At 52.5% G+C, this 26,684-nt stretch carries 28 protein-coding genes; 10 read left to right on the top strand and 18 right to left on the bottom strand.

Going from position 1 to position 26,684, the window contains the following annotated elements:
- Positions 1 to 3: 3 nt before the first annotated feature.
- The 9 genes from ACN08Y_RS03640 to ACN08Y_RS03600 form a co-directional block, all read right to left on the bottom strand.
- Positions 4 to 309, bottom strand: a complete 306-nt coding sequence (locus ACN08Y_RS03640; RefSeq protein WP_419100741.1) for a hypothetical protein — start codon at positions 307 to 309, stop codon at positions 4 to 6.
- Positions 310 to 510: 201 nt separating this feature from the next.
- Entirely contained in the window at positions 511 to 960 is a 450-nt protein-coding gene (gene rplI / locus ACN08Y_RS03635) for a 50S ribosomal protein L9 (protein ID WP_419100740.1), read from the bottom strand.
- 22 nt (positions 961 to 982) lie between these two features.
- Entirely contained in the window at positions 983 to 1,219 is a 237-nt protein-coding gene (gene rpsR, locus ACN08Y_RS03630; protein WP_004005948.1) for a 30S ribosomal protein S18, read from the bottom strand.
- Positions 1,220 to 1,350: 131 nt separating this feature from the next.
- Positions 1,351 to 1,995 (bottom strand): single-stranded DNA-binding protein, encoded by a 645-nt coding sequence (locus ACN08Y_RS03625; RefSeq protein WP_419105208.1) that lies wholly within the window; start codon positions 1,993 to 1,995, stop codon positions 1,351 to 1,353.
- Positions 1,996 to 2,112: 117 nt separating this feature from the next.
- Positions 2,113 to 2,418 (bottom strand): 30S ribosomal protein S6, encoded by a 306-nt coding sequence (gene rpsF, locus ACN08Y_RS03620; protein ID WP_419100738.1) that lies wholly within the window; start codon positions 2,416 to 2,418, stop codon positions 2,113 to 2,115.
- Positions 2,419 to 2,639: 221 nt separating this feature from the next.
- Positions 2,640 to 3,002 (bottom strand): TM2 domain-containing protein, encoded by a 363-nt coding sequence (locus ACN08Y_RS03615; protein ID WP_419100737.1) that lies wholly within the window; start codon positions 3,000 to 3,002, stop codon positions 2,640 to 2,642.
- A gap of 21 nt (positions 3,003 to 3,023) precedes the next feature.
- Positions 3,024 to 4,295 carry a hypothetical protein gene (locus ACN08Y_RS03610; protein WP_419111850.1) on the bottom strand — a complete coding sequence of 424 codons (1,272 nt, stop codon included), beginning with the start codon at positions 4,293 to 4,295 and terminating at the stop codon, positions 3,024 to 3,026.
- Positions 4,296 to 4,477: 182 nt separating this feature from the next.
- Positions 4,478 to 5,365, bottom strand: a complete 888-nt coding sequence (locus ACN08Y_RS03605) for a hypothetical protein (protein WP_419100735.1) — start codon at positions 5,363 to 5,365, stop codon at positions 4,478 to 4,480.
- 2 nt (positions 5,366 to 5,367) lie between these two features.
- A complete protein-coding gene (locus ACN08Y_RS03600; protein ID WP_419111849.1) occupies positions 5,368 to 6,354 on the bottom strand; it encodes an ABC transporter ATP-binding protein in 987 nt (328 codons plus the stop codon).
- 233 nt (positions 6,355 to 6,587) lie between these two features.
- Between ACN08Y_RS03600 and ACN08Y_RS03595 the strand changes: the two genes are divergently transcribed.
- On the top strand, positions 6,588 to 7,040 hold the full coding sequence (locus ACN08Y_RS03595; protein WP_419111848.1) for a hypothetical protein: 453 nt from the start codon (positions 6,588 to 6,590) through the stop codon (positions 7,038 to 7,040).
- A gap of 98 nt (positions 7,041 to 7,138) precedes the next feature.
- On the opposite strand, the gene ACN08Y_RS03590 is transcribed toward ACN08Y_RS03595, so the two are convergent.
- Positions 7,139 to 8,566, bottom strand: a complete 1,428-nt coding sequence (locus ACN08Y_RS03590; RefSeq protein WP_419100732.1) for a CCA tRNA nucleotidyltransferase — start codon at positions 8,564 to 8,566, stop codon at positions 7,139 to 7,141.
- A 91-nt stretch (positions 8,567 to 8,657) separates the two neighbouring features.
- Here ACN08Y_RS03590 and ACN08Y_RS03585 point away from each other — a divergent pair, with 91 nt between their 5' ends.
- The 5 genes from ACN08Y_RS03585 to trxA all read left to right on the top strand — a co-directional run bounded on the left by ACN08Y_RS03585 (position 8,658) and on the right by trxA (position 13,612).
- Positions 8,658 to 9,161, top strand: coding sequence for an NUDIX hydrolase (locus tag ACN08Y_RS03585; protein WP_419100731.1), 504 nt, complete (start codon positions 8,658 to 8,660; stop codon positions 9,159 to 9,161).
- Positions 9,162 to 9,184: 23 nt separating this feature from the next.
- Positions 9,185 to 10,867 carry a murein biosynthesis integral membrane protein MurJ gene (murJ, locus tag ACN08Y_RS03580; RefSeq protein ID WP_419105205.1) on the top strand — a complete coding sequence of 561 codons (1,683 nt, stop codon included), beginning with the start codon at positions 9,185 to 9,187 and terminating at the stop codon, positions 10,865 to 10,867.
- Between the two features lie 39 nt (positions 10,868 to 10,906).
- Entirely contained in the window at positions 10,907 to 12,121 is a 1,215-nt protein-coding gene (locus tag ACN08Y_RS03575) for a serine/threonine protein kinase (protein ID WP_419111847.1), read from the top strand.
- Positions 12,122 to 12,218: 97 nt separating this feature from the next.
- Positions 12,219 to 13,253 (top strand): thioredoxin-disulfide reductase, encoded by a 1,035-nt coding sequence (gene trxB / locus ACN08Y_RS03570; RefSeq protein WP_419111846.1) that lies wholly within the window; start codon positions 12,219 to 12,221, stop codon positions 13,251 to 13,253.
- A 38-nt stretch (positions 13,254 to 13,291) separates the two neighbouring features.
- Positions 13,292 to 13,612, top strand: coding sequence for a thioredoxin (trxA, locus tag ACN08Y_RS03565; RefSeq protein ID WP_419111845.1), 321 nt, complete (start codon positions 13,292 to 13,294; stop codon positions 13,610 to 13,612).
- A gap of 1,494 nt (positions 13,613 to 15,106) precedes the next feature.
- On the opposite strand, the gene ACN08Y_RS03560 is transcribed toward trxA, so the two are convergent.
- The 8 genes from ACN08Y_RS03560 to rpmH all read right to left on the bottom strand — a co-directional run bounded on the left by ACN08Y_RS03560 (position 15,107) and on the right by rpmH (position 20,960).
- Positions 15,107 to 16,258, bottom strand: coding sequence for a ParB/RepB/Spo0J family partition protein (locus tag ACN08Y_RS03560; RefSeq protein WP_419111844.1), 1,152 nt, complete (start codon positions 16,256 to 16,258; stop codon positions 15,107 to 15,109).
- A 154-nt stretch (positions 16,259 to 16,412) separates the two neighbouring features.
- Entirely contained in the window at positions 16,413 to 17,243 is an 831-nt protein-coding gene (locus tag ACN08Y_RS03555; protein WP_419100752.1) for a ParA family protein, read from the bottom strand.
- A gap of 433 nt (positions 17,244 to 17,676) precedes the next feature.
- Positions 17,677 to 18,327, bottom strand: a complete 651-nt coding sequence (gene rsmG, locus ACN08Y_RS03550; protein WP_419100725.1) for a 16S rRNA (guanine(527)-N(7))-methyltransferase RsmG — start codon at positions 18,325 to 18,327, stop codon at positions 17,677 to 17,679.
- 3 nt (positions 18,328 to 18,330) lie between these two features.
- Positions 18,331 to 18,843 (bottom strand): protein jag, encoded by a 513-nt coding sequence (locus tag ACN08Y_RS03545; protein WP_419105201.1) that lies wholly within the window; start codon positions 18,841 to 18,843, stop codon positions 18,331 to 18,333.
- A 23-nt stretch (positions 18,844 to 18,866) separates the two neighbouring features.
- Positions 18,867 to 19,841 carry a membrane protein insertase YidC gene (yidC, locus tag ACN08Y_RS03540; protein ID WP_419105200.1) on the bottom strand — a complete coding sequence of 325 codons (975 nt, stop codon included), beginning with the start codon at positions 19,839 to 19,841 and terminating at the stop codon, positions 18,867 to 18,869.
- A gap of 64 nt (positions 19,842 to 19,905) precedes the next feature.
- Positions 19,906 to 20,319 carry a membrane protein insertion efficiency factor YidD gene (gene yidD, locus ACN08Y_RS03535; RefSeq protein ID WP_419105199.1) on the bottom strand — a complete coding sequence of 138 codons (414 nt, stop codon included), beginning with the start codon at positions 20,317 to 20,319 and terminating at the stop codon, positions 19,906 to 19,908.
- Between the two features lie 5 nt (positions 20,320 to 20,324).
- The gene (gene rnpA, locus ACN08Y_RS03530; protein WP_419100721.1) at positions 20,325 to 20,726 is read right to left on the bottom strand and encodes a ribonuclease P protein component; all 402 of its coding nucleotides are present in this window, start codon (positions 20,724 to 20,726) and stop codon (positions 20,325 to 20,327) included.
- A gap of 96 nt (positions 20,727 to 20,822) precedes the next feature.
- Positions 20,823 to 20,960: a 50S ribosomal protein L34 gene (gene rpmH / locus ACN08Y_RS03525; RefSeq protein WP_083091541.1), complete on the bottom strand. Its 138-nt coding sequence runs from the start codon at positions 20,958 to 20,960 to the stop codon at positions 20,823 to 20,825.
- A 485-nt stretch (positions 20,961 to 21,445) separates the two neighbouring features.
- On the opposite strand from rpmH, the gene dnaA reads away from it, so the two are divergent.
- From dnaA to ACN08Y_RS03505, 4 genes are all read left to right on the top strand, one after another.
- Positions 21,446 to 23,032, top strand: coding sequence for a chromosomal replication initiator protein DnaA (dnaA, locus tag ACN08Y_RS03520; protein ID WP_419111871.1), 1,587 nt, complete (start codon positions 21,446 to 21,448; stop codon positions 23,030 to 23,032).
- Between the two features lie 532 nt (positions 23,033 to 23,564).
- Complete coding sequence (gene dnaN, locus ACN08Y_RS03515) at positions 23,565 to 24,692, top strand: DNA polymerase III subunit beta (RefSeq protein WP_419100720.1); 1,128 nt, start codon at positions 23,565 to 23,567, stop codon at positions 24,690 to 24,692.
- A gap of 44 nt (positions 24,693 to 24,736) precedes the next feature.
- Positions 24,737 to 25,930 carry a DNA replication/repair protein RecF gene (gene recF, locus ACN08Y_RS03510; protein ID WP_419111870.1) on the top strand — a complete coding sequence of 398 codons (1,194 nt, stop codon included), beginning with the start codon at positions 24,737 to 24,739 and terminating at the stop codon, positions 25,928 to 25,930.
- Positions 25,931 to 25,935: 5 nt separating this feature from the next.
- Entirely contained in the window at positions 25,936 to 26,541 is a 606-nt protein-coding gene (locus tag ACN08Y_RS03505) for a DUF721 domain-containing protein (protein ID WP_419111843.1), read from the top strand.
- Positions 26,542 to 26,684: the final 143 nt, after the last annotated feature.

The following is a 26,684-nucleotide window of genomic DNA, read 5'->3' as shown; positions in this document are numbered from 1 at the left end:
TTCTTAGGCAAAAGAACCAATAATAAAGAACCACAGAACAGGGTTAGCAAGGACCGAAACCACCATCACTGCGATAAAGCCACCGGTGTGCCGCGAAAAGCGGATCAGTCCCACCAGGGCAAGGATAAAAGCTAGGGCTGCAGCTAGAACAGAAAGAACCATAAAACCTAGCAGGGTAGCTAAAACCGTTGAGGGGGGTCCAATGTTGACCGCAAACGCCAACACAAGGGATATCAGTGAAATTACCTCAGTTACGACAGCGGCAATAAAGGTCTGGGTACTCTGAGGGCGCGGGGTAGGTTTAGCCATACCCTCTAGCATGCCAAACCAACCTGGAAAACCCGAATACTACGGACCCACTACACACGCCAGTTTCACCACATTAGCCACAGCTACCCCACAGTGCGCCACAGTGCGCCACAGTGTCAGACCATGCGAAAGCCCCGTTCTCTCCTGACGGGAGAAAACGGGGCTTTTAGGTTGGCCGTAACGGGTAATAAAACGAGTTTATTACTCGGCTACAACATCCAGCTCAACGTTGGCTACAACGTCTTCGTGCAGACGCACGGAAACAGTGTAAACGCCGGTGCGCTTGATAGCGGAACCGAGGTTGATAGCGCGCTTGTCGATTGAACCTGCACCGGCAGCTTCAATAGCTTCAGCTACGTGCTCAGCCTTGACGGTGCCGAAGAGACGGCCGTCAGCGCCAGCCTTGTGAGCGACAACAACGGGCTTTGCCGACAGAGCAGCCGCAGTTGCCTTAGCTTCTTCGAGGTTAGCCTTGGCGCGAGCTACACGAGCTGCACGGATTGACTCAACCTGCTTTTCGCCGCCTACAGTCCAGGTGACTGCAAAGCCACGGGGAAGCAGGTAGTTACGAGCGTAGCCGTCCTTAACGGTAACGACGTCGCCAGCAGCACCGAGACCGGTGACTTCCTGAGTAAGAATGATCTTAGCCATGTTCTTCTACTCTCCTATCGATTTAGCGGCCAGCGCCTGAGTAGGGCAGCAGTGCAACTTCGCGGGCGTTCTTGATTGCCTGAGCAATCTTGCGCTGTTCCTGAACGGTTACGCCAGTAACGCGACGGGCACGGATCTTGCCGCGATCGGAGATGAACTTACGCAGAAGTGCAACGTCCTTGTAGTCGATTACGGTAACGTCTGCAGCCTTCAGCGGGTTCTGCTTGGGTTTGGGCTTACGGATTTCAGCCTTAGCCATCGTGGTGCTCCTTTTTCTCTTGGGAGCCCGCGGCTCTCACCGCGGGATGGATGAATATTTGGTCTTGTTCACAGAAGGACACTTGGTGTGCACCCTCCTCTGCATATGGCAGGTAAGTGCCTGCCAGCACCTTAGAAGGGAGGCTCGTCGTCGGCTCCACTACCCCAGTCATAGTTACCGCCGGACTGCTGGCCCCAAGGGTCAGCGGCTGGAGCCGGTGCCTGCTGGGGAGCTGCCTGAGGAGGAACTGCGGGGCTTGCCTGCGGGGCAGGGGTGCCGTAGCCGCCCTGCTGGCCGCCGTAGCCTGCGCCACCGCCAAAGCCAGCCTGGGGTGCGGCGTTGTAGCCGCCCTGGTTGGCATTGTTGTAGCCGCCACCAAAGCCCTGGTCGCCACCAAAGTTGCCACCTGAGCGCTGGTTACGGGATACGTTAGCGGATGCAAAACGGAGTGAGGGACCGATTTCTTCGATCTCTAGCTCCATTGAAGTGCGACGCTCGCCTTCTTTGGTTTCATACGAGCGGGACTTTAGACGGCCCTGCGCAATAACGCGCATACCCTTTTTGAGGGTTTCAGCGACGTTCTCCGCAGCTTCACGCCATACGCTGGCACGCAGGAAGAGGGTCTCGCCTTCTTTCCACTCGCCTGATGCGCGGTCAAAGTTGCGGGGGGTTGACGCGATCGTGAAGTTAGCTACCGCTGCCCCGTTGGGGGTGAAGCGAAGCTCAGGATCGCCTGTCAGGTTACCGATTACGGTAATGACGGTGTCGCCAGCCATGTGATGCCTCCGGTCGTAGTTATAAGAGTAAGTATTTGAAGTTTTGCACGGGGGTCTGACATTTTAGAAGCCCCTCGCGGGAGGTTAACCTAGTTTTCCTCGCCCCGTTTCAAACATTTACTTGGAGGAGATCTGCTGATCTTCCGGGCGGATGATCTTGGTGCGCATGACGGACTCGTTCAGGTTCAGAACGCGGTCCAGTTCAGCAGCAGTCTCGGGGGTTGAGGTGAAGTTAACAACGGCGTAGATGCCTTCGCTCTTCTTCTGGATTTCGTAAGCGAGCTTACGGCGGCCCCAGATGTCCATCTTCTCGATGGTGCCGTTGTCCTTGGTGACAACTTCGAGGAACTTGGTGAGGGTGGGCTCTACAGCCTTGTCCTCGACCTCGGGGTTGAGGATAACCATCAGTTCGTATGCACGCATGATTAAACCCCTCCTTTGGGCTAAGCGGCTATGGGATTTCCATAGCAGGAGATTACGTACTGTCTGCCCGGGCTCAGGTGTTGGCTGGCACCAGCACAGACTCCACCCACTTTACAGGAGTAGGGAGGGTTTAGGCAGGTTTTTGAGGTTTTAAAGAGTGTTGCCCGCAGCACTGTAGGCGAGCTGTTTCTTAGGGCACCTAAGCCCCAACTCCCAGTGGCTTAGCTCCTGTAGGTGGCCCGGCTCTTCATCAGGGCATTGAGGTAACCTACGCGCACGGGTATGGTGAAGAGATCCCACAGCATGACAATGGCCAAGGGGGCATAAGATATCCAGCCAACAAAAGGAATACCTGCTGTCAGGGCCGCCGCAATGGCATTCCCTACAAGGTAGAAAATCCCCATAAAGGGCTGGCGGAGGTAGAACTTATGGGCACCGAGCCACCACAGGAAGATAAAGAGCAGGTAGGCCACGAGAGTCGATTTGGCCTGGACAATATAAACAGGCTGGCCCTGGGCGTATGAATAGGGGTGCCCAGGGTTATTGATGTAGGTGGGGCTGTAATGCTGAGGTTGTTCAGACATGCTTTCCTGCTTCGAGTCCGCCTAAGAAGTAGCGGCAAATTGTTGGAGAGTCGGTTGGGAGAGAACGTCATCAGAAACAGATTCTTGTAGCTCTTCCCTACTTGTTTTTTTATCTCCCAGACCGACGCTAATATCGGCGTGGTTTCCATCTGAGACTACCTCAGCGTCAATAGTGAATGTGATGATTTCTCGCTGGGCTTTACCGTCTGCTAGGTAGGTCAAATCCATGACAGCCTGATCATGCTCAGAGGCATGCCACAGGCTAGGTTTGGCGGTATCTTGAACCAGGTAAAACGCAGGTCGAGAGACGAGCTTCCACTGCACATCACTGATAGTTACAGTTGAGTCATTCCCATAGATAGCGGAGGTGGGACACCCCACGACATCGAGCCTTCGTGAACTCTCACAGCGACTCAGCCAGGAATCAATGAGTTCATCTGTCTCTCTCCACATGCGGGGGGACGGGCGGACCTCCAAGTTTAGGGGGGATATTTCGCTACTCCCGTCGGGCAGGGGGCTAGTCACAGTGCGCTCTACCGGGGAAAGTACATAATAGGACGTTGAAGGTAACGAGACGGTGTATGCACCGGGCAAGAGAGGAACCAGCCAAGAATAGCCCCCGTCAACCGTAAGACGGCGTGTCTTAGGCAGGCTCAGAGAGTGGCCGTTGACTGTAATTTCTGAAAGATCCACAGGGGTGGTTAACTGCAGATAATTCTGTGCGGAGGTCGCTAGTTTCCAGGTGTCATTGAAGGGGCCGCTTCTGGGCTCCAGTACAAATGGCAGTACAAAATCGTGCTCTTGCCCGTTGGCAAGGGCCCGCACAGTGACTTCAGCACGGTCATCCGGCTCAGGGGCGGAACTCAAAATGGTATAGCTTTCCACCCGTCCTTGAGCGGAGCTGTAGATAGTGTTGGTGAGATAGGTGTATGTGAAGCTTCTGTAGGCTTCCTCGTCCAGACCGTCGATATAATCGCCACGCTGAAGCGCCTGTATATACTGTTCAGCGGCTTCTTCTGGACTATGCGGCAGGGAATAGTAGTTACCCACCGACGCAATTACCAGGGCAAGCACCGACACGAACAGGGCTGTTAGGGTCAAACGAATCTTGATGCTACGGGCATCTCTGCGGGTCAGAATACCCGCTGCCCGTTCAGAGAACTCACCTACCTGGCCAGAGAACCGACCAACTTTTTGCACCGAAGCGGAAAAATTTTCACGAAGCTGCTCCCCGTGAGCGTGCAAGACAGAGCGAGCACTTCTCTGCTCTTCATTTTTGTCACGCTCAACCATGCCACCATTGTATGCCGGAGCGCTGGTGTATCTTTGCCTCCGCGATCAATCATTTCAAGATAGAAGAAACATATTTATTCAAGCCACAGGAGTAAGTCGCAAACTAATGGGCGCTGGAGCTCTGCTTATCAGAACTCCACCGCCCACCGGTATGTGTAAGCTACACCTTCCAGGGACAAAAATTATCCACGGGTATCCGAAAAACGGAACCGAAGGTAGCCGAGCAAGGCCGGGATAAAGGCCCAGAGCGCAAACCAGGAGCCAGCCTCCAGGTAGCCCATATCCGCATCAGCTCGCAGATCATAGGTCAAAATTACTCGCCCCAGAGAAGAGGGCAGGTAATTCATCGCATCAGCTACCCATTCCACTTGACCCGAAAAAATGGCCGCAATTATGGGAAGGATGAAGAAAACCACAACGACCATAACAATGCCCGCAGCATTGTTCCGGAAGAGGGTGCCAAAGCCGTACCCCATCCAGGCCATCAACATGAAGTAGATACCGGCAGCTACCCAGTTAAGCATCAGCCCGTTGTTGAACTCTAGGGTATCTTTCACAGAGCTATCAAGAACTGCGTAGCCAACCCAGTAGCCGATGCCCGTAACGACTACACCGAGTACGAAGGAGTAGACAGACAGGACGATAAGTTTTGCCAGGTAGTAACCTGTTCTCCGGGGCACAGCGGTCAAGGCCGCCTGAATTGACCGAGTGGAATATTCAGAACCGATAAAGACCGCCGCAAGAGAAGCAACCAGCATATTGGCAAGGTCAATACCGGAAGAACCCATCGCATATGCCAAATTGGTAATACTTTCGATCCCGGCGTTGGTCTGCTCCATTTGTTCAGACATCTTTGCCAGACTCTCAGCGTCCCGAGCCATTGAGTTAAGGATCGTGGCGTATAGCGGTGCCATTCCAATCATGACCAGAGCGGTCACTAGCGTTATCACCCAGTTGGTAACTAAAGACCGGAACTTGAGCGATTCCGAGCGAATCACGCCCCAAAAGGTGAGTTTTTTACCGGCGAATTGAGAAGGGCTCACCGGAGCCGCAAGAGATGTGTTCGCCATGATTATTTCTTCTCCCCTGTCTCGTTGCTGCTAGTTCCCCAAGGCGTACCCGGAATGTTCTCTGCTTGCACCTGAGCCGATTCAAAGGTGCTTGAGTTGTATTCCACATCATCACGGGTCATATTCATGTAGACCTGCTCCAGCGTGGCAACCTGTGGGGTGAGCTCATGCAGTAACACACCACGGTCACGCGCAAGCTCAGCAAGGTGACGAGAAGCTACCTGCTCCACCATCAGACCGTCCGTGTCAATAACACTAAAAGCATAGCCAGCTTCTTGGAGGGCACCGGCAAAAGCCTCTCTGCTATCGGTGCGAACCAGCACTTTATTCTGATCACCAATGGTGAGGAACTCTTCCATCGAGCAGTTGGCCAGCATGCGGCCACGCCCAATCACAATAAGATCATCGGCTGTTTGAGACATCTCACTCATGAGATGGGAGGAAATCAGGACAGCTCGCCCTTCACTGGCTAGGTGCCGGGCCAGGTTACGCACCCAGATGACGCCTTCCGGGTCAAGACCATTGACGGGCTCATCCAGGATGATGTTTTCAGGGTCGCCCAGCAGAGCGGCGGCAATACCCATGCGTTGGCCCATACCCAGAGAGAAGCCCTTAACCTTCTTCTTGGCTACGGCACTCAGGCCAGTCATTTCGATGACCTCATCAACACGAGTCTTGGGAATACCGTGGGTCAGAGCCAGCGAGCGCAGATGGGCCAGCCCACTTCGACCGGGGTGCATGGCTTTGGCATCGAGTAGGGCACCAAGGCTAGAGAGCGGGCTAGGTAGGGAACGGTAGGGTGAGCCATCTACTAGAGCTTTCCCTTGGGTGGGCTTTTCGAGGCCGACCAGCATGCGCATGGTGGTTGATTTGCCGGCACCGTTGGGGCCCAAAAAGCCGGTAACTTTGCCGTTGGGGACGGTGAAACTTAGGTCATTGACGGCTGTCTTAGAGCCGTAGCGTTTGGTGAGGTTTTTGACCTCTAGCATGGGTGTCCTCTGCAATAGGGGGATTCTTCTTCTCTGAACCTTACAGGGTTTTGGACATACTGATATCCACCCAAAGGATGAATCCTGGAGAATATTTTGGTGGTGGAAGGTGAGAAACGGACAGAGACACCGACAGTGAACAAATTATCTACCAGCTACCTGAACAGGCACTGTGGGAAGATTCTTGGGAAGGGCCGCTTTGGGATCAAGACGCGAGCACAAGCCGTATTCAGATGCTCCCCTCACAAGAGTTTGAAGATGCCCTGTGCCTTGCTCATGCAGTCAGCAGCCTGCTAGCTCATCCACCTCACCCTAGCCAGCTTCTACCCCAGCAGCTAGTTGGTGTAGATAGCCAGATAGCACCAAGCTGGCATTATCTTCAAGCCAATCAGCACATCACGATTTTCCTGCCCTCTGTGGCCCAGCCACCCCAGCAGACCTATCTGTCAGTATGGTTGCCCGGTGCCATGGTGGAAAGCTTTGCCCTCTACCGAAACGAGGAGGGAAAATTCTTCATTGTTGCCCACGAGAAGCTCACTCCAGAGAGCACTTTTATTTCTCTTCAGGAGCTCAACAAACGCCAAACTATCGCTGATATTTTTGGTCACCCCTTGGATCTATCTTTGCTCTGTCAAAACCTGCCCACCATTTTTGCAGATATAGAGCAGGGTTCTACAGGTCGATGATCTCCTAGCTACTATCTATTCAATAGTTCCAAGGCTCAAGCCAATATTTCCAAGGCACAAACTCTAGGGAAAATCGATTAAACCCTATCTTCCGGGCTCTAACTTACTTGCCCTATCCCCTGCTCAGCTGCCCATGCCCGCAGACGCCAAGTAGCTTCTTCTTCGCCCAAGGCACCTTCATCCAAGCGCATATTCAGCAAGAACTTATAGGCCTGCCCCACCAGCGGGCCGGGCTTAATACCTAAAATTGCCATAATCTGCTCGCCGTCCAGGTCCGGGCGCAGAGAGTTCAGCTCTTCCTGCTCGGCAAGTTCAGTGATGCGGCGTTCTAGGTCATCATAGGCCGAGGAGATGCGGTGAGCCTTGCGCCTATTGCGGGTAGTGACATCGGCACGAGTCAAGCGGTGCAGACGTTCCAGCAGTTCTCCCGCATCGCGCACGTAGCGCCGCACAGCAGAGTCTGACCAACCAGCATCGCCGTATCCGTAGAAACGCATATGAAGCTCTACCAGCCGAGCAACAGCCTTGATAGTGTCGTTATCAAACCGCAGTTCCCGCATCCGCTTCTTAGTCAGTTTGGCACCCACTACATCGTGGTGCAAAAAGCTCACAGAGCCGTTCTCTTCAAACTTACGGGTAGCGGGCTTACCGATATCGTGCATGAGAGCAGCAAAACGCAGAATGAAGTCAGGGCCGGGTACCGCACCATCATTATCCGTTTCCTGTGAAGCGGCCTGTTCCATAACGGTTAAGGAATGTTGGTAGACATCCTTATGCCGGTGGTGCTCATCAACTTCTAGCTTAAGGGCCGGGATCTCTGGTAAGACATAGGAAGCCAGGCCTGATTCCACCAGCAAGTCAACACCGCGACGGGGCGCTGTCCCGCAAATAAGCTTGACCAGTTCATCACGTACGCGCTCAGCGGAGATAATAGTGATTCGCTCGGACATATCGGTCATGGCTTCAAAAACCTCAGGAGCAAGGTCAATATCCAGCCGGGAAGCAAACCGGGCGGCACGCATCATACGGAGCGGGTCATCGGAGAAAGAATCCTGAGGGGTGCCAGGTGTTCGAATGATCCCAGCTTCTAAGTCTCGCTGACCGCCAAAAGGATCAACAAGCTCCAAAGACGGCAGGCGCAGGGCCATTGAGTTAATCGTGAAGTCACGCCGGAGGAGGTCATCTACAAGGTCAGTTCCGAAAGCCACGACCGGTTTACGGGAATCAGAATCGTATTTCTCAGCGCGGTAGGTGGTGATTTCGACCATCTCATTGCCCTTACGGATTCCGATGGTCCCGTATTCCTTGCCGATTTCCCAGGTGGCGTCTGCCCACCCTTTGACTACTTCTAAGGTCTGGTCCGGAGTGGCGTTGGTGGTGAAGTCCAGGTCTACCGATGTTTCCCCTAGAAAAAGGTCACGAACGGGCCCTCCCACCAGGGAGAGCTCAAATCCTGCGCGGTTAAATAGCTCGCCCGCCTCAAGGGCCACAGGGTGAATCAAAGAGGTATCAAATACATGCGCCATAACCCTTCAATCGTGCCAGCAAAATGCACAAGTTACCACTCACACCTACCTTTTTAAAACATCGTCCCCGCATATCGGTTAAGGTAGAGACATGACTTTTCCTATTCCACGGGCACCCAAGAGGCGGACTTTTACGCCCCTCGTTGCCATGCCCACGGTCGAGGAGGTCTCCGCAGGCGGTGTGATTGTCGACTTTAACGACCGAAATCTGCCTGTAGCCATCATCGCCCGAGTCAATCGCGGTGGCCGTCTCGAATGGTGCCTACCCAAGGGTCACCCCGAAGGTGATGAATCTAAGGTTCGCGCTGCTGCCCGTGAGATTGAGGAAGAAACTGGCATCTGTGGGGAAGTCATTACTTCTTTGGGTAGCATCGATTACTGGTTCAACGTCTCGGGGAATCGAGTCCATAAGACCGTCCACCACTTTCTGTTCTCCGCAACCGGGGGTGAATTGACTACTGAGAATGATCCCGATCATGAGGCGGTAGATGTCGCCTGGGTCAATATTGATGATTTGGGGCGCAAGCTCTCTTTCCCCAACGAGCGGCGTATCGCTGAAATCGCTCGCGAATACATCATTCACCAGCTTTCCTAGCTCCTGATTAGATAAGGATTCCCGTGGCACGTTCCGGTGCTCTTTCCAGCGCGATTATGGCTGCTGGAACCCTGGTTTCTAGGATTCTAGGGTTTGCCAAAACTTTTCTGATTACCGTTGCCCTTGGTTCTACAACCACTGTGGGCGATATTTTTGAAACCGCTAACACCCTACCAAACCTGATTTATGTTCTGGTGGCCGGCGGTATTTTCAACGCTGTGCTGGTGCCGCAGATTATCAAGGCAGCCAAGCATGATGACGGCGGTTCTGACTATGTTTCCCGCCTGGTAACACTTGCGGTTAGCGGTATAGCAGCTATTACTGCCCTTGTCCTGCTGTGTTCCTGGCCTATTATCCAGGTCATGGGTAGCAGGTGGAGCCCCGAGCAGCAGCACTTCGGTCTTATTTTCGCCTTCTGGTGTCTACCCCAGATTTTCTTCTATGGCCTCTACACAGTTCTAGGCCAGGTCCTGAACGCTCGCGGGGCTTTTGGCTGGTATATGTGGGCACCTGTGCTCAACAATGTGGTTGCTATTGCGGCGCTCATCGTCTTCATCTTCCTTTTTGGGCCCCAGGACGTCACCACTAACCCGCCCTACCATAATCTAGACAGTTGGACCTCAGCTCAGACTCTAGTTCTGGCAGGATCTGCCACCCTAGGTGTGGCTTTACAGTCACTGATTCTTTTTATTCCGCTCCGAAGAATCGGGCTACGGTTACGACCTAAGTTTGGCTGGCGCGGTATTGGACTGGGAACTGCCGCCCATCTGGCAGGTTGGACCCTCGCAACCGGCGTGATTTCTAACCTGGCCTTTATGTATCTGACCAAGGTGGCTGCTGGCGTGGTGGGTTCTCGCGAAGAGTTATTGGCCGCCGGTATCCAGATTCCGGGTGTTCAGGCCCTGAATTATTCGTCCATGCTCTATTCTCTGCCCCACGGTGTCATTGGCCTGTCGATTGCCACGGTGCTCTTCAATCGTATGTCTGCCGCCTCCCAGGAGGATGATCGCAGTACTGTTGCCTCCGCACTCTCTTCGGGTCTTAGGACCGCTTCGATTGCAACTATCTTCTGTGCTGTAGTTCTTGTGGTCTTTGCTGGGCCTGTAGGGATGATTTTCGGTGGCGGCTCCCAACAGTCCGGTGCAGTCATTGGCCAAACCATAGCGATAATCGCCCTTGGTGGGCCTTTCCTCACCGTTGCTTTCATGATGGGCCGTGTCTTCTATTCCCAGGAGGATGCAAAGACCCCCTTCTACGTCCAACTTTTCTCTGCTTTCGTTATTATTGCCCTTGGTTTTACAGCATCGCGACTATCCCCCCAGCACGTTATCTACGGCCTTGCACTAACGTATGCCCTCCAGAATGTTCTGGCGGTCTATCTGAGCCACCGGGTCCTGGTACGCCGTCTAGGTGACTACGATGTGAGAGGTATCGTCCTGACTCACGCTAAAGTTGCGTTTGCATCTCTGGGAGCAGGGGTCTTCGGCGTTGTTGCCCTCTATCTTCTGGGTGGCTATAGCTTTGATGGGTTCGCCTGGGAGTCAAGACTCAGTGCTTTCTTCACGGTGCTGCTGGGGGGCATCGTCATGGCAGTTGCCTACTATGCATTCCTCTTAATTTTCCGAGTCAAAGAATTAGATACCCTAATCAACCCGATTATGAATAAAGTCGGTGTGCTTACTCGCCGTGTCCGTGCTAGCAGGTAGTATCAGATACCAAAGAACCATTCAAACGGGAGGCCCCTTTTGACACCGCAGATTCCTCTTAACACCCTGTTGGGAGATCGCTACAAAGTCACCGCGCATGTTTTGGAAACCGCGGGCGGCGATGCAGTGCTCGATGGCCTAGACCAGGTATTGGGTCGCAAGGTTTCTATAGTTGTTGCCGCGCCCGAACACAATCGTCTTTTGGTTACAAATGCACGCAAATCAACGACTCTGACTCGTTCAGCAGTCCAGGTTCTTGACCTGGGCAACAAAGATGACAGCACCTACCTCATTACCTCCCATTCTCGCCCTGACACTCTCCTCGATGTTCTGCTGACTGAAGGTGAGAGCGGAAATACCGAAGAATTTGGGGAGGAAATTTTCGGTGATACGGGGTCTATGGCGGCCCCCAACACCTATGTGGTTGCTAAAGAAGCCAGCACAGTCGGTGGCGGGGCGATCTCTGCTATCAGGTCTGTGGATGAGGTGGCCGATGAGCCAGCAGAAGAATTTGAAGAGTACGATGCCGAAGAAGATGGCTACTACGAAGCGGACGAACCAACTGACCGTAATGGCGGTGTCTGGATTGTGGGCATCGCAGCTGCCCTCCTGCTTGTGATTGGCGCTGGAGCTGTCTTTGTGACCCTGGGTGGGCTTTCAAAGTCCGGTGAGTCTTCAGAGGCTTCGGGCGAAACAAGCGTTAGCGCCTCTGCTTCAGAAGGAGCAGCATCAGATGGTAAGGCTTCTGCAGCTGGGGAGCCCTCTGCTCCGGCAGAGAAATCTGCTGCCCCAAAGATTGACGGGACTTTTACTCGCTTAGTTCCTTCATCACCGACGCTGATGGCCGAAAGTGATTCTATGCTGGCTCATCTGACCGATAAGAATGAAGCGACGACCTGGACATCCTTGGCTTTTGGTTCGCCCAATTTTGGGGGCCTGGCAGATTCTGTCTACCTCTTGGCTAAGTTAGATGAGGCAACAACAGTTAAGAGCATCACTATCAACCAGGTTTCAGGTACCGGCGGCCAATTCACCATCTATGCCTCTGAAACTGCTTCTGCAGATGGCGGCAAGGAAATTGGATCTGGCAGTTTTGCAGCGAGCGGGGAAACCACTGTACAGCTCAATAAGGACGCCCAGAAGGGCAAAACCAAGTACATCATCATTAAGTTCACTGCGGCGCCTCAGCTGAGCCAGCCCATTGTTGCTGGTTACCCTTACGGTCTTCGTATCGCTGAAATCAGTATCAACTAAACCTTTGCAGCTGCCGGCGGGTGGGTTGGGAATATTACCCACCCACCCGCCGTTATATTGCACAAGCCCTGCAACACATAGATCCTCAAGGAGAAACATGACAGATAACGCTCTTGGCGGCCTTTTCAATGGCTCTGCCGGCCTCAAGGTGAAGGCTCCTGCACAAGCCCCTGAGACCGCGGCAGAGAAGCCCCGAGAAGCCGAGCAGCCCGTTCACAAGGTGATTATTGTGGGTTCTGGCCCCGCAGGTTACACTGCGGCTATTTACACCGCACGAGCTAATCTTCAGCCTCTTCTCTTTGCATCATCGGTATCCCCCGGCGGCGATCTGATGACTACCACTGAGGTCGAGAACTTCCCCGGTTTCATTGAGGGAATCCAGGGCCCTGAGTTGATGACCAATATCGGCGCTCAGGCAGAGCGTTTTGGCGCTGATATCCGCTACGAAGATGTGGCCGAAGTGGAGCTTGAAGGCGATATTAAGAAAGTCATTTTGACTGACGGTTCTGTTCACCTAGCCAAGGCCCTTATTTTCTCTACCGGGTCGGAATACCGCAAGCTGGGCGTTGAGGGTGAAGCACGCCTTTCAGGGCACGGTGTCTCTTGGTGTGCAACCTGTGACGGTTTCTTCTTCAAAGAGAAGGCTCTGGCTGTTATCGGTGGCGGCGATTCCGCTTTGGAAGAGGCTCTCTTCCTGACCAGCTTTGCATCTAAGGTCTATTTGGTCCACCGCCGCGATTCCTTCCGTGCCTCAGAGATTATGACCCAGCGTGCCCTGTCCAACGACAAGATCGAAGTGATCTGGGATTCCGTTGTGAAGTCCATTGACGGCGAAGATAAGGTCTCTGGCCTGACATTGACCAATATTAAGACCGGCCAGGACAGCGCCCTTGATGTTGAAGGTGTTTTTGTTGCCATTGGCTCAGACCCCCGAACTGCGCTAGTACAGGGCAAACTGGAGCTCACCTCCGAAGGCACCATTGCCGTAGATGGTCGTTCTTCCCGCACGTCTATCCCCGGTGTTTTTGCTGCGGGTGACGTTATTGACCCCACCTACCGCCAGGCTATTACAGCCGCAGGATCAGGCTGTGTAGCCGCTATTGATGCACAGCACTACCTGGAATCTCTTTAATTTCCCCCTCAAGATACGCCAACGAAAGGTTATTTCCTATGACTACTCAGGTTACTGATGCAACTTTTGCCGATGAAGTCCTCCGCTCCGATAAGCCCGTTATTGTTGATTTCTGGGCCGAATGGTGTGGCCCCTGCCGTATGGTTGGCCCCGTTATCGACCAGATTGGCGAGGAGTATGGAGACAAGGTCAAGGTGCTTAAGCTCGATGTCGAGAACAACCCTGCTACCGCCATGAAGTACGGCATTACCTCTATTCCCGCAATTTATGTCTTCAAGGACGGCGAGGTCGCCAAGCAGACCGTAGGCGCTAAGCCTAAGGCTGCCCTGGAGCAGGAATTCGAAGAGTTTCTCAAGTAAGGCCTCGATGATGCAGGACCGATTCTGCATCATCAGTACATGCGGGTCGGTGTTTCACGTGAAACACCGACCCGCATGTGTTTATACAGAGTCACAGTAAAGTCATAAAGCATGCCTTGATTTATCAGTAGATACGGGAAAGCTAAAAAGACACTAGATAAATTCCCCGTCGAGACCCATAGGGGAAATCTATTTTAAGATAATTACAGGCAAAACTAGGGTGGACTAACAGATCTGCGTGAAGCTATAAATTTTCCCAAACATAAACTTTTAATATATTTACACACCCTATTACATCTATGTCTAAAAGATAAATATTCAAAATGGGGTGAGGGTAAAAAATATTTTCTATTTTCCAGCAGATGACTCAAGTAGCATGCACCCACAGAAACTCTATTCCCCGTAATAGGCAACCCTGATACACCGTATTTAGTCCAAAAAGTGTAATAAACAACCTATTTTGGTATATATTTATATTTGTTTCATGTGAAACAACCCGTAGGAAATATTCGGTATCTACCTAAAACAAAACCTATTTAACCCCTACTTTCAATTTAGTGAATCAAGGGGTTTTTCAAGATTAAAGAGGAGAGAATTAGCCCCGATATCACCAGATAATTTTTCCACGCCAGGTAAAAACTCCGGTGCTACCACCGAACCGTAATTATCCATAGGTTGCGTCAGAATATCCCTAAAAATACTTTATTTATTAATTTTATTTCTTATTTCACCGCACCGAACTTTATCGATTCCCCATCGCCCAACAACATATTCACCACCAGCGGTTAAAACTAAAAATAAAGTTCCCATGATGAATTCTGGAATGCTCTCCAGCTCGATCCCCTTTTAAATATCCTCTATGACAGTAAAATATTCTAGATGAGGGATAAATATAGAGAAGTCTGATTTTCGGACCATTTTTCGATGCCCTAGAGCCCTAAGCAGATCGGTACTGAGTTACCACTGCGCTAGTGCAGTTAATGCAGTCAAATACACATTACCCTGATTCTGCTTCAAAGGGGCATACCTAGAGGCACCCCATCTCTTTGCCAAAGAACTATCCCTATAGTTCCGGGGTAAGCTGCTCTCAAGATTTGATTCCCTAGCCTGCCGGCTCGCGGTAGAACAGTTTTTTAGGTGACCTCAAGAAAAAATACAGCCTCCAGATTCGCTCCTGAGGCCCTAAAGCCACCTAGAGTAGGTAAATACCTATCTGGCATAAAAATAGCCCCTTAGACGGCCACTGAGGGGTTTCAGCCTCCTCTGGATCCCTTAAAAACATCGAAAGAGGCCCTATCCAGCTCAAAAAGGGTAAGACAGAGCATTCTTCGACCCCTTACCATTTTCCTTGCGCAACTGCCTACTGAAGCGCAAATATTTATAAATGGACGAGCTGTTTCACGTGAAACAGCTCGTCCATTTATGGCTAAGTTAGCACCGCCTAGATCCTTGGCAAACACAGGGCCGGCAAGGAATGCCCACACCAGAACAAACCTACTTTTTGCTTATCTTGGGGTCGATGAGATCAAGGATACGGTTTAGATCATCAACTGAGGCAAATTCAATCGTCATCTTCCCTTTGCGCGCGCCTAGGGAAATTTTGACGTTAGTATCAAGCTTGTCACCAAGGGCATCCGCAAGGTAGTCAAGGCGCTGGGAGTGGTCCTGGACCTTAGTGGTCTTGGGTTCTTGCGGCTTCTTACCCTCAGTACCAGCTGATACAAACTCTTCAACTGCACGAACAGATAGGCCCTCATTCACAATTTTCTGAGCGAGTGTTTCTATCTCGGAGGCTTTTTTTAGCCCTAGAAGAGCCCTAGCATGCCCGGCTGAAATAGTCCCAGCAGCTACCCGCCTCTGGACCAGGGCAGGCAATTTGAGCAGTCGGATGGTATTAGAAATCTGAGGGCGGGAACGTCCGATACGCTGGGCCAGCTGCTCTTGGGTAGTCCCAAACTCTTCAAGAAGCTGCTGGTAAGCAGCCGCTTCTTCAATAGGGTTGAGCTGGGACCTATGCAGGTTTTCCAGCAGAGCATCACGGAGGAGATCTTCATCTTGAGTCTCACGGATAATGGCAGGAATGGTATCGAGACCGGCACGCTGGGTTGCACGCCAACGGCGCTCACCCATAATGAGCTCGTACTTTTCAAGGCCATTTTCGCGGCTGGGACGCACCACGATGGGTTGCAAAACACCGATTTCTTTGATGGAGTGCACGAGCTCTTGCATATCGTGCTCATCAAAATCAGTTCGGGGTTGCTTACGGTTGGGGTGAATATCAGTAACATTGAGGGTCGCAAAGTTTGCACCTGGAACGGGTACTAGGATCTCCGATGCGGCTGCTTCTTTTGCGCTGTCCTCCCCGAAGAAGAAATCTACTGGGCGACGTGACCCTGTAGTGCTCCGCAAGGCAGCTCCCATATCGGCGCGTTTCTCTGGACGTTTTTTCTTGGGTGTTTCACGTGAAACAGACTTAGGCTTCTCGGCATTTTTCCCCGACTTAGTTGCAGGGGCTTTCGAGGTAGAGCTGCGAGTAGACCTAGCAGGCGCCTTATTATCGGGCGTATCTTGGGTAGCTTGTGACTTAGTACCCTCGGGAATAAGAGCACCTAGCCCCCTACCTAACCCACGCTTCTTTTCTGCCATACGGACCTCCATGCCACTTAGGTTTTGTCTCTTGTCCAAGTCTAATGGAGTAAAAGCTCATAGAAAGACACTGGTCTTGCTAGACAGCGAGATTCCAGTGTCTTCTTTTAGCTTTAGAAAAAATATTTATCAGATAAAGATTCTTTACAAGGCGCTAGTCACCCTGGTGGGCAATTTCAACGGCGGCCTTAAGGTAAGCAATTGCACCCGATGACTGCGGATCGTAGCTGATGACGGTCTGCTGGTAGCTTGGTGCCTCAGAGATACGCACCGACCGAGGAATAGCAGCATCGAGAACCTGTTCAGGGAAATGTTCACGCACCTCTTCTGCTACCTGAGCAGAAAGATTGGTTCGACCGTCATACATGGTGAGAAGGATGGTACTAATATGCAGATTTGCATTGAGGTGCTTCTGAATCATAGTGATATTTTTTAGGAGCTGACTCAGCCCTTCCAGCGCATAGTATTCGCACTGAATAGGGATGAGGACTTCACGAGCGGCAACAAAGGCATTAATGGTGAGCAGCCCCAGGCTGGGAGGGCAGTCAATGAAGACATAGTCCAGCCGAGGCTCCCCCGCCATTTCCCGAGCCGCCATATAATCTGAAAGTGCATTCTTGAGCCTGGTTTCACGGGCAACCATAGAAACCAGCTCAATCTCAGCACCTGCAAGATCAATGTTAGAAGGTGCACACCACAGGTTTTCAAGGTCGGGGCACGGCTGGACGATATCCGCCAGCGGTTTATCATCGACCAGTACGTCGTAAATCGATGGAACGTCAATACCGTGATCGATACCCAGTGCTGTCGAGGCATTCCCCTGCGGGTCATTATCAATGACCAAGACATTCATTCCCTTACTTGCAAAGGCGGCAGCAAGATTGACGGCAGTAGATGTTTTGCCAACTCCACCTTTTTGGTTAGAGATGGTAAAGATTCGGGCTTCAGCGGGCCTTCCCAGCTGCTCACCATCAAGTTGCTGCAGTTGTTGCTTAGCGCTGTATGCCTGCTGTGCAATGGGGTTTTGGGTAATGGCTACACTGTCGGTGCGTTCGAGTTTTTCACGTGTTTCACGTGAAACATGGGAACCGCGATCGGGCTTAGCGGTCGCATCTTGAGGTTCTGGGGGTAAGCCAAAATCAGGAATGTTTGAGATAGTGGGCACCGGGTTCTCCCCTGGGTAGGTCTATGTTCTCGTCTGTATAAGACTACCCGCTTCCTGAGGAAACTCTAAAGCTCTACACATAGAGTGCTTTATATAGGTTGTTTTATAAAATTTTATTTTATGTTTCACATGAAACACTCCTTAAAATCTCAATGCCGACACCCCGGTTTTACCATGCACTAGGCAACAAAAAGGTCCGGCAGTTCGCTCAGGACTGCCGGACCTTAGGGAAGAGTGCCAGTTCTAGTGGGTTTTACAAACTAACCCGAACCACTGTGGTGGGTTCTTCTAGCAGGTCTTGACCTGCAATAAGAATCTCGGTTTCCCTCGCTCCATATCGGGTAAGTTTTTTGGATGCTTTAGTAATCTCATCTGCCGCGCTCTTCCCTTTGAGAGCAAGAAGCTGGCCGGTACCGCGCAGAATCGGCAGAGTGATATCCAGAAGCCCTACCAGGGCAGATACGGCACGAGCAGTCACATAGTCTGCTTCCACCTGCCCTACGGCCTGTTCAGCCCGCGAGCGCAGGATGCCTACGTTGTCTAATCCCAGGTCCTCAACTACCTCTGTCAGCCAAATAACTCGGCGCTCCAGAGGCTCAATCAGAGTTATCTGGAGGTCTGGGCGGGCTATAGCCAGACAGAGCCCTGGAAGCCCCGCTCCGGAGCCCACATCCACCACTTTGGCATCCTTCTCAATAAGCTCCTCGATAACTGCGCAGTTGAGCACGTGGCGCTCCCAGAGACGAGGAACCTCACGCGGACCAATCAGACCACGCTCAATACCGCTAGTTGCCAAATGCTCAACGTAGCGTTCGGCAAGGGGGAGGCGGTCGCCAAAGATTTGGTCAGCAGCCACCAGGGAGGGGCCGACCAGTTCAGGTAGCTGGGTATTTTCTTCACTCACGTTTTAGTCCTCTACCGGTGCAATGACGATGTGGCGGCCGGGCCCGGAGCCCTCAGACTCAGAGTAGAGACCGTGGGTTGCCACGATGTCGTGAATCAGTTTGCGCTCGTAGGAGCCAAGGGGCTCCAGGTGGACTTCCTGCCCTGTTTCTTTGACCTGAGCGATAGCTGTTTCGGCCATGGTGAGCAGCGCCTGCTGGCGGCCTGCCCGGAACTCTGCAATATCCAAAATCAGGCGGGTGCGCTGGCCGGTAGTGGCCAGCACAGAGAGGCGCACTAGCTCTTGAAGAGCGTCGAGCACTTCGCCGTTCTTACCCACGAGGGCTTGAAGGTCCTCATTGTTACCGTCTTCAGTGACTACGGAAAGATAGGTGCGGCCGTTACGTACCTCGATATCAATGTCTCCATCGATATCGGCGATATCGAGGAGCTCTTCAAGGTAGTCAGCGGCAATGTCACCTTCGTCTTCAAAGTTGTCTTCTAGCGCGGCATCCGGTGTTTCGGGGGCTTCAGTCATGATGTTTTCTCCTGTAGCTACCGCTAATTTTTCTTTTTATTCTGTTGCTTCTGGCGCTTCTTACTGACAGGCTGCTGGCGCTGCCCGCGGGCTGCGCGTTCACGCTGTTCAGCAAGTTCCTGCTCGTGCTGTTCCTTGGTCTTGCCAACGGGCGGAAGGCCCTTAGCGGCACGGCGTTCGTTGAGTTCGCGTTCAGCCTGAGAACCGGGGGTGGGGTTGTTCTTGATAACCCAGTACTGCTGGCCCAGGGTCCAGAAGTTAGAAACGGTCCAGTAGACCAGCACACCTAGGGGAAAGTTGATACCGGAGATTGCGAAGATTAGAGGCAAAATATAGAGCATAATCTGCTGCTGGCGGTACATGGGGGATTCCTTAGCGGCATCCGACATGTTCTTAGCTGAGAGTTGCTTGGTGATGTAGAACTGGGTTGCACTCATCAGCACTACCATGATTGCGGCCAGGGCAATAGTTGCGGTGTGGTTGCCGTTGCCGGGGTGCGTCATGGTGGAGAAGAGGGGGGCACCAAAGATATAGGCGTCGTTGAATTGTTCGACCTTAACATTGTCAAGGATCAGGATGCCCTGGCCATTAGCTGCCGCCTTAGGGATACCGTTGAGCACCTGAAAAAGGCCGAAGAAGATGGGCATCTGCACGATAATAGGCAGGCAGGATGCTAGCGGGTTAGAGCCCTTTTCCTTGTAAAGCGCCATCTGTTCCTGAGCCAGCGCTTGGCGGGAAAGTTGATCGGTTTTCCCTTTGTATTTGGCCTGGAGCTTAGCAAGCTCAGGTTGCAATTCCTGCATGCCACGCATGGCCTTGATTTGCTTCATAAAAAGCGGGATCGTCAGGGTTCGCATGACAAGGGTGAGGCCGATGATGGCCAATACCCAGGTGACGCCCGATCCGGGGTCCATGCCGATAGCGGTGAAAAGTTCATGAAATGCCCAAAGGACTGCAGAAACAATCCATTTGAAGGGCCAGAGAATGATGTCGAACATGTATCTCTCCCTGGCTCAGCGAGATGTGAGCCGGTTGTGGTGGACAAGCACTAGCACCGAGAAGTTACTGGTGGTGATGGTGCCGGTGTGGATGGTTTAGAAGAATTATCTTAGGTTCCTGGCCGGGCGCAAAAGTGCGTTTGCCGGCCGGAACAGGGTCAAGACCGCCCGTAGCCCAGGGATGGCACCGCAGAATACGGCGAACGGTAAGAGAGAGGCCGCGGATGGCACCGTGGCTTGTAACTGCTTCTAGCCCGTAGGCGGAGCATGTTGGGTAGTACCGGCATACGTTGCCGTAGAGGGGCGAAACGATAGCTCGGTAAATCTTGATAAAAGCGATTAGAAGGTTCTGAGGTAGGACCAGCGCCGCTTGGGTCAGAGAGGTCGGAACCACAAACTCGTGGGGAGCTTTTTCTAGCAAGATGTCCTTGTCGCTAGGGGTGGGTTCCTGGGGGGCGGTGTATCGGGAGGCACTCATGTGTTTTAGAGTTCCTCTCCATGAGGGGCGACGGGGGTAGCGGCAAGGCCATGATTATTGGGATTGCCCCCGAGTTTTTTGAGGTTGGATAGAAGAGCGCTTTCGAGGTCGGAGGCAAGCTCAGCATAGCTAGCTGAGGCCGCGGCCGGTAGGGCTCTGAGCACAATGGAATAGCCCTCGGGATGCTCTGTCAGAAAGTGGGCACTTAGTTCTCGAAGGCGGCGTTTGGTTTTGTTGCGGGTAACGGCGTTACCCACGGCTTTAGAAACGATGAAACCGATAAGGGTTGGTTCTTCGTTTAATTTGGCTGTATATAGAACTAAGTTCCGGCGTCCTGATCGGACGCCGGAACGTGTAGTCTGTGAGAATTGAGCCGAAGCTCTCATCCGGTGCTGCTGTGCCAGCACGTGCTCTCCCCTTTCGGTTCGGTCTGTCTCGGCGGGCTGCGTTAGTACGCTGGCCTGCATGGAGTGAAGGCCGATTGGTTAGGAGATAGTAAAGCCTTATGCTGAGAGGCTTGCGCGGCCCTTTGAACGACGGTTCGCGAGGATAGCGCGGCCTGCGCGGGTGCGCATGCGAAGACGGAAACCGTGCTTCTTGGCGCGGCGGCGATTATTCGGCTGGAAAGTCCGCTTGCTCATCTGGTTACTCCAAAAGTGGTTGGTACGGGGGCCAACCTTTCAACAGTTCTTCGAACAGGTTGACGCTTCTTGCTGATGTGTAGGCCGCCGTTGAGGGCGGGGCATACCTAGTATGGGCATACTCCTAGCACACTTTGACTAATCAACTCTAGAAGACGGGGCTATACAAGGTCAAGCCTAAGGGGCGTAGGTCTTTAATCACAGGCAGTGGAGAGAGGTTAGGCACATCTGTGGATAGCTTGTCGATAAGAATCTCTTAGCGCAGGTTATCCACAGGTCTTCGCAAAAAGTTGTAAGTTGTATTTTTCACGACTTTAAGCTGGCAAACCGCACTTTAATCACATACTGTGGACAGGTACCCCACCAGCAATTCACATCTTATCCACCCTGTGGATAACATGGTGATATTCTCAGGGTATCTATGGGTAAGCTGTGGGTAAGTTTTCTAGTTGCGCGTCTTGTAAGGAGAGCCTGTGGGCGATTATATGGATCCTGAGCTTCAAAAGAAGTGGATGCACTTGGTGACCCTGCTGCGTGCCGATACATCGGTAGCGCAACGCCACCGCGCACATATTGGGCTGGCTCAGCCTCATGCTTTCATGGGCAATGTTCTGCTGATTGCGGTCCCCAGCGAATTTACCCGTGATATTTTCCAGCATGAGCTCAAAGGCTCCCTGCAAGAAGCAATTAGAGCTACTTTTGGGCCCGGTGTGACTGAGGCTTTCATCATTGATACCAGCCTTGTGAAGAAGCCAGAAGTTGCTGCTGAGCCTTCGTCATCGGTAGCGCAGCAACAGGCGACGGCAGTAGTAGATCACTCCCCCACCAGTTTTATTGAACCGGCACAGGCAGAAGCTACCAGCGGGTTTATTGACCGCGGCTCTGAACAGCAAGGAGTAGCCGATGCGCCTTCAGATATCTCTGATGTTCCGGCGGTTGCCGATACAGACAACTACTCTGGGCAGAGTATCTCCCACGATGTTGAGCCTCGTCAGGAAAGCCCCAGAGAATCTAGTACGTGGGACTCAACAGCCCGGCTGAACCCTAAATACACTTTTGATAGCTTTGTGATTGGCCAGTCCAATCGCTTTGCCCATGCGGCCGCCTTCGCTGTCTCGGAGACCCCTGCCTCTGCCTATAACCCACTCTTTATTTACGGTGGTTCGGGGCTGGGTAAGACCCATCTGCTTCACGCCATCGGTCACTATGCCAAGAGTCTCTACCCAGGGCTTCGAGTACGCTACGTGAATTCAGAAGAGTTCACCAACGATTTCATTAACTCGATTCGAGACAAGAACGATACGTCGTTCAAGCAGATTTATCGTAACGTCGATATGCTCCTGATTGACGATATTCAGTTTCTGGCAGGTAAAGATAGCACCCAGGAAGAGTTCTTCCATACTTTCAATGCCCTGCATAACCATCAGAAGCAGGTCGTGATTACATCGGACTTACCGCCCAAGCAGCTCACAGGCTTTGCAGAGCGTATGAGGTCGCGTTTTGAGTGGGGTTTGATTACCGATGTTCAGCCGCCTGAGCTAGAAACGCGTATCGCCATTTTGAGCAAGAAAGCCCAGAATGAGGGGCTCAATGTTCCCGATGATGTCATGGAGTATATTGCCTCGCATATCTCAACCAATATCCGTGAGCTTGAAGGTGCGCTGATTCGTGTGACCGCTTTTGCGTCCTTGCAGCAGCAGGCCGTTGATATGCAACTGGCTGAACAGGTACTCAAGGACCTTTTGCTCGATGATGGTGCCCCCGAGATTACTGCTTCGCAGATTCTTTCTGCTACTGCGGAATACTTTGATGTCACTCTTGAGGATTTACGCTCCAAGTCACGGAGCAGGACTCTGGTCAATGCCCGTCAGATTGCAATGTACCTGTTGAGAGAGCTCACGGACATGTCCCTGCCCCGTATTGGTCAGGAGCTGGGCGACCGTGACCACACCACTGTTATGTACGCCGATCGGAAGATTCGCAATCTGATGGCCGAACGTAGGCCTATTTTCAACCAGGTAACTGAGTTGACGAACCGCATCAAACAGGGTTCCAGGGACGCATCACGCTAGAAATGGGCTTTCAACACCCCTGTGGATAACTTGCTATTGGCGGGGTTTTAATGTGGAGGTTAAGTGCATAGATATTCAAAAGGTGTGCAGTTCATTTTTTGCATAAATATTCATACACTATTCATTCACAGATTGGGCCTTACTTCTACACAATAGCCCCACAGGGAAATCCTTGATTTGCTGGGTTCAAATTGAGTTTTCCACAGTTTTCACAAGGGTTATTAACACTACGACCTTTAAAGAAGAAAAGGCAAATAACAAAAAATTGTCCCGATCCTGTTTCCCCTGGCGAGAGTTCTTGTAATTACATGGCCCTAGCCGGTTGCTTACCCCTTGTAAGAACTCTCTGTAATTACAGAAATTCGCACTCTTTTGGGAACGCTCTTCTGTAGTTTTCGGATCTCTGCCCAAAGCCAAGGCTCAGATAGGGCTAGGGTCATAGGTTCAAGAGGGGATGAGTCCGGTAGACTGAGAGTCTGAATATGCCCGTTATCGCGGGCTTCTACTGTTTTGAGATTTGGAAGGTGCTCCAGTGAAATTTACTGTTGAACGCGACACCCTGGCAGAGGCGGTTAGCTGGACCGCTCGTTCCCTCTCCCCTCGCCCTCCGGTGCCTGTCCTTTCAGGTCTGCTCATCAAGGCAGTTTCAGGTGAAGTATCCATCGCAAGTTTTGACTACGAAACCTCAGCAAAGCTAAATATCGCAGCTGATGTTGCCCAAGAAGGCCAAGCTCTCGTATCGGGCCGCCTGCTTGCTGAGATTTGCCGTTCCCTACCTAAGGCAGACGTTCTCTTTGAACTGCACGAAGGTAAAGTCCATCTCTCATGCGGTTCCTCAAACTTCAACCTCTCATCAATGCCTGTGAACGACTACCCGGAACTACCAGCGCTACCGGCAATCTCAGGCACCGTGGAAGGTACCGAATTCGCTAAAGCAGTGAGCCAGGTATCGGTAGCAGCTTCCAAAGACGACACCCTGCCAATTCTGACCGGTGTTCGCATGGAAATTGAAGGTGATCAGATCACCCTGCTGGCTACCGACCGTTACCGTCTAGCCATGCGTGAACTGACCTGGAACCCCACAGACCCTTCCATCTCAACAGCAACCCTCATCAAAGCTAAAACACTGTCGGAGGTCGCCAAGACACTCGGTGGTGCCGGTGATCTTTCTATTGCTCTCTCTAACAGCCACGAACTTGTAGGCTTTGAATCTGACTCCCGCCGGACGACAAGCCTGCTCGTAGACGGCGAATACCCCAAGATTCGTTCGCTCTTTCCCGAAGTCACCCCGGTACACGCAATTATCCGTACCTCAGATTTGATGGAGGCTGTTCGCCGCGTATCACTGGTAGCCGAACGAAACACCCCTGTTCGTCTTGCTTTCAGCCAGGGCCAGGTAACCCTCGACGCCGGCACAGGCGAAGACGCTCAGGCATCCGAAACCCTGCAGGCACATCTTCACGGTGAAGATATTACGGTTGCCTTCAACCCCAGCTACCTGTCCGAAGGCCTCCATACCTTTGCTTCCAACAAATTTGTGAGGTTCTCTTTCACCGACCCTCGCAAGCCCGTTGTGCTCTCTGAACAGGAAGACTGGCAGGCTGAGGACGAGAAAAACTACCGTTACCTGCTAATGCCTATCCGCCTGCAGAACCAGTAAAGGTTCTTTCTCAGCCCCCCTCTCATAACGTCAAGGAGTACGCGCTGTACATCGACCACCTATCCTTGATGGACTACCGCACCTATCGACTACTGAACCTGCCGCTGACCCCAGGCGTCACCGTTTTTCTTGGCCCTAACGGGGTAGGTAAAACCAACATCATCGAGGCAGTTGACTACACCGCGCAACTTGCCTCTCACCGGGTCAGCCAGGATTCACCGCTCGTACGTGTGGGGGCCCAACGCGCTTACATTCGTACCCGCACCGTTCGGGGCAACCAACAAACGGTCCTCGAATTTGAGATAGCTCCTGGGAAAAGTAATCGGGTGCGTATCAATAGGGCAGCTCCCGTCCGGGCAAGAGAAGCTCTTGGTGTTACAAGAACCGTCCTGTTTTCTCCCGAAGACCTGCAGCTTGTCAAAGGTGAGCCAGTCGGCCGAAGACGCTTTATCGATGACCTAGCAGTTTCTTTGCGCCCAGCTGTGGCCGCATATCGTTCTGAGTACGAGAAAATCTTGCGTCAGCGAAACTCCCTGCTGAAATCTATGCGGGGCCGCCGTGTATCTGTGCAAGAAGATGCGTTCACTCTAGAGGTCTGGAATCAGCAACTAGCTACTAGCGGGGCTTACCTCTTGCAGGCTCGGCTGCGGACCCTTTCGCTGGTGCTTCCCCAGCTTCAGCGTGCCTATGGGCAATTAACTGATGGCTCAAAAAGCGTCAGCATCAACTACGAATCTACTGTCTTCCCTACGATCTCGGGTCAAACCCTCCCCCAGGCAGCTCTCATGGGTGTAGAGGATATAAAACAGGCACTTATCCGTGCCCTGGAACAAAAACGGTCTGAAGAGGTCGAACGAGGAATAACCCTGGTAGGGCCCCATCGTGATGACCTGGCCCTAGAACTCGGCGGGATCCCTGTGAAAGGTTTTGCTTCCCACGGTGAAAGCTGGTCTTATGCTCTAGCCCTTAAACTTGCTGCCTGGTATGTTCACCTTGCAGATAATGATTCGACAGGGGCATCCCCAATTTTGATTCTTGACGATGTTTTTGCTGAGTTAGATATTGCTCGCCGTCACCGTCTGGGCGCGATTGTGGCAGGTGCTGAACAGGTTCTTGTAACCTGTGCTGTAGTGAGCGATATACCCCAGGAGCTAGGACAGATTGTGCTGGTTCGTGTTGACCAGGGCAAAGCAGATGTTGATGAAAGCTTCAACCATCGTATGGACAGTGCGGAATAGTCACCATGAGCAAAGATATTCCTTATACAGAATATGATGCGGATGGTCTAGATGCCCCCGCCGCTCTCTTGAGCCGTATCCGAGCGGCTAAAGAAGCTCGCGGTGAACTGCGGGTTCAGGGCCTAGCCGGCCTAAAAATCATTAAAGATTTCGGTCGGGTGATGAACGCTGAACCCGGTGCAAAAGTCAAACGGTACAACTCCCTATCGACTGCCGGCCAGCTCGGGGGGTACTCCGGGCCTGGGCCCAGTGTCAGGGATCCCCAAAGCCTGGCTGGCCTCTTGGATCGCGTCATGATGGAGCGGGGCTGGAGTACCCCTTTGGCAGTTTCATCGGTCATGGCTCGCTGGGACAAACTGGTGGGACCGCAACTGGCAAGCAAAACTACCCCGGACAGCTTTGATGATGGGGTTATCACCGTCCGTTGCGAATCAACAGCTTGGGCTGTGCAGGTGCGGCACATGAAATACGACATCATTCGCCGCTTTAACAGCGAGCTAGGTGATGAGGTGGTGCGTGATGTCAAAGCCTTCGGCCCCAACGCCCCCTCCTGGAAAAAGGGGCTGCGGGTTGCCCCCGGTGGTCGCGGGCCACGAGATACTTACGGGTAAATTACTGGAAAAATCGCCTCTGGACGGTTTGACCCCTCAAGCTGTGAGAGCCTACAGGCTGAGGGGGTAAAGCACTGGGAAGGCCAAATAAGCGCCTTCTGCGAGCAGATAGCCCTCTAAAACCTTGTAAAGCGGGGAGAAAA

Source organism: Rothia sp. P5764 (assembly GCF_048512965.1).
In the GTDB taxonomy this organism is placed as follows: domain Bacteria; phylum Actinomycetota; class Actinomycetes; order Actinomycetales; family Micrococcaceae; genus Rothia.
Note: the sequence above shows the minus strand (reverse complement) of the source record. Positions and strands in the feature narration are given on the sequence as shown.

Coding starts and splice junctions, on each gene's coding strand:
- ACN08Y_RS03625 (WP_419105208.1), bottom strand. CDS start 1,995: ATGGCTGGCGACACCGTCATTACCGTAATCGGTAACCTGACAGGCGAT.
- ACN08Y_RS03505 (WP_419111843.1), top strand. CDS start 25,936: ATGAGCAAAGATATTCCTTATACAGAATATGATGCGGATGGTCTAGAT.
- ACN08Y_RS03560 (WP_419111844.1), bottom strand. CDS start 16,258: ATGGCAGAAAAGAAGCGTGGGTTAGGTAGGGGGCTAGGTGCTCTTATT.
- yidC (WP_419105200.1), bottom strand. CDS start 19,841: ATGTTCGACATCATTCTCTGGCCCTTCAAATGGATTGTTTCTGCAGTC.
- ACN08Y_RS03615 (WP_419100737.1), bottom strand. CDS start 3,002: ATGTCTGAACAACCTCAGCATTACAGCCCCACCTACATCAATAACCCT.
- trxB (WP_419111846.1), top strand. CDS start 12,219: ATGACAGATAACGCTCTTGGCGGCCTTTTCAATGGCTCTGCCGGCCTC.
- rpsF (WP_419100738.1), bottom strand. CDS start 2,418: ATGCGTGCATACGAACTGATGGTTATCCTCAACCCCGAGGTCGAGGAC.
- ACN08Y_RS03595 (WP_419111848.1), top strand. CDS start 6,588: ATGCTCCCCTCACAAGAGTTTGAAGATGCCCTGTGCCTTGCTCATGCA.
- trxA (WP_419111845.1), top strand. CDS start 13,292: ATGACTACTCAGGTTACTGATGCAACTTTTGCCGATGAAGTCCTCCGC.
- rplI (WP_419100740.1), bottom strand. CDS start 960: ATGGCTAAGATCATTCTTACTCAGGAAGTCACCGGTCTCGGTGCTGCT.
- ACN08Y_RS03605 (WP_419100735.1), bottom strand. CDS start 5,365: ATGGCGAACACATCTCTTGCGGCTCCGGTGAGCCCTTCTCAATTCGCC.
- rpsR (WP_004005948.1), bottom strand. CDS start 1,219: ATGGCTAAGGCTGAAATCCGTAAGCCCAAACCCAAGCAGAACCCGCTG.
- dnaA (WP_419111871.1), top strand. CDS start 21,446: ATGGATCCTGAGCTTCAAAAGAAGTGGATGCACTTGGTGACCCTGCTG.
- ACN08Y_RS03600 (WP_419111849.1), bottom strand. CDS start 6,354: ATGCTAGAGGTCAAAAACCTCACCAAACGCTACGGCTCTAAGACAGCC.
- ACN08Y_RS03610 (WP_419111850.1), bottom strand. CDS start 4,295: ATGGTTGAGCGTGACAAAAATGAAGAGCAGAGAAGTGCTCGCTCTGTC.
- ACN08Y_RS03640 (WP_419100741.1), bottom strand. CDS start 309: ATGGCTAAACCTACCCCGCGCCCTCAGAGTACCCAGACCTTTATTGCC.
- yidD (WP_419105199.1), bottom strand. CDS start 20,319: ATGAGTGCCTCCCGATACACCGCCCCCCAGGAACCCACCCCTAGCGAC.
- ACN08Y_RS03590 (WP_419100732.1), bottom strand. CDS start 8,566: ATGGCGCATGTATTTGATACCTCTTTGATTCACCCTGTGGCCCTTGAG.
- ACN08Y_RS03545 (WP_419105201.1), bottom strand. CDS start 18,843: ATGACTGAAGCCCCCGAAACACCGGATGCCGCGCTAGAAGACAACTTT.
- ACN08Y_RS03585 (WP_419100731.1), top strand. CDS start 8,658: ATGACTTTTCCTATTCCACGGGCACCCAAGAGGCGGACTTTTACGCCC.
- rpmH (WP_083091541.1), bottom strand. CDS start 20,960: ATGAGCAAGCGGACTTTCCAGCCGAATAATCGCCGCCGCGCCAAGAAG.